This is a genomic window from Nitritalea halalkaliphila LW7 (genome assembly GCF_000265075.1).
GTDB lineage: Bacteria > Bacteroidota > Bacteroidia > Cytophagales > Cyclobacteriaceae > Nitritalea > Nitritalea halalkaliphila.
The window spans coordinates 1-1,290 of sequence record NZ_AJYA01000109.1 but is presented as its reverse complement, the minus strand read 5'-3'; the positions used below and the strand labels follow the sequence as shown (position 1 = coordinate 1,290).

Here is a 1,290-nt window from a genome sequence, read left to right as displayed (position 1 = left end):
CGATGATGAGGTGCTGGCGACAGCTCTATTGGATCGACTCCTTTTTCATTGCGATATTATAAACCTATCTGGAAAAAGTTATAGAATGGAAAATAGGAAAACTTTCTTTGATCAGCAACAATAACATACCTATATTTACAAAGTGGTGCATTCCTGTTGCCATTTTTGGCGCATTCCTATTTACCATTTTTGGTGCATATTCAGTTACCGACTACAGAAGGCCATGTAGAGAGGTTGAGGAGTGTTGTGCTGTATCGCATGGTGCTGTTTTATAGATCCACTCGCTATACTGTGAGATGTGCTACCGGAGATTTTAGCTTCCGCGTCGGTGATGTTTTTCGCTGTAATGACCTTTTTCCTTTCCGCGGATGTGTTTTGGGGCGTTTCTGGTGCCGCGGGCTGAAGCCGCGCGGTTATCGAAAGTTCCGCCCCTATGGGGCTCGAAGTGTTTTTAGGTATTTCGCTAATTTAAGAAATGGAATTTCGTGAGAAGGCCACGTAGAGAGGTTGACGAGTGTTGTGCTGTATCGCATGGTGCTGTTTTATAGATCCACTCGCTATACTGTGAGATGTGCTACCGGAGATTTTAGCTTCCGCGTCGGTGATGTTTTTCGCTGTTGTGATAATTTTCCTTTCCGCGGGTGTGCTTTGGAGCGTTTCTGGTGCCGCGGGCTGAAGCCACGCGGTTACCGAAAGTTCCGCCCCTATGGGGCTCGAAGTGTTTTAACGTATTTCGCTAATTTAAGAAATGGCAATTCGGGAGAAGTCCACGTAGAGAGGTTGAGGAGTGGTGTGCTGTATCGCATGGTGCTGTTTTATAGATCCACTCGCTATACTGTGAGATGTGCTACCGGAGATTTTAGCTTCCACGTCGGTGATGTTTTTCGCTGTTATGACCTTTTCCTTTCCGCGGATGAGTTTTGGAGCGTTTCTGGTGCCGCGGGCTGAAGCCGCGCGGTTACCGAAATTTCCGCCCCTATGGGGCTCGAAGTGTTTTTAGGTATTTCCCATTTCCCATAAAATGCGTTCCTATGGGACTTTTGGCGTATTAACGATTATTGCTATTTTTTCTCATCGGGCTTTGGGAGGTGGTGAGGGGCTGCCGTAAGGTCTGGGAGTAAAGGGGCTCGAGGTTTTGGGGCGATTTTTTTGGGCCTTCGCGTGGTTTTTGAAAATGAAAGAAAAGAAAGACGAAAACGAAAAGCAAAAAAAGTGTAAAAAAGAAAAGGAAAAGAAAAGTAAAACGAAAAGCAAGGAAAAGGACCAAAAAGAAAGCAAAACGAACAAGAT

At 45.5% G+C, this 1,290-nt stretch carries 1 protein-coding gene; it reads left to right on the top strand.

The window, feature by feature from the left end:
* Positions 1-10 precede the first annotated feature (10 nt).
* Positions 11-124 (top strand): ATP-binding protein, encoded by a 114-nt coding sequence (locus A3SI_RS19855; RefSeq protein WP_316929244.1) that lies wholly within the window; start codon positions 11-13, stop codon positions 122-124.
* Positions 125-1,290 lie beyond the last annotated feature (1,166 nt).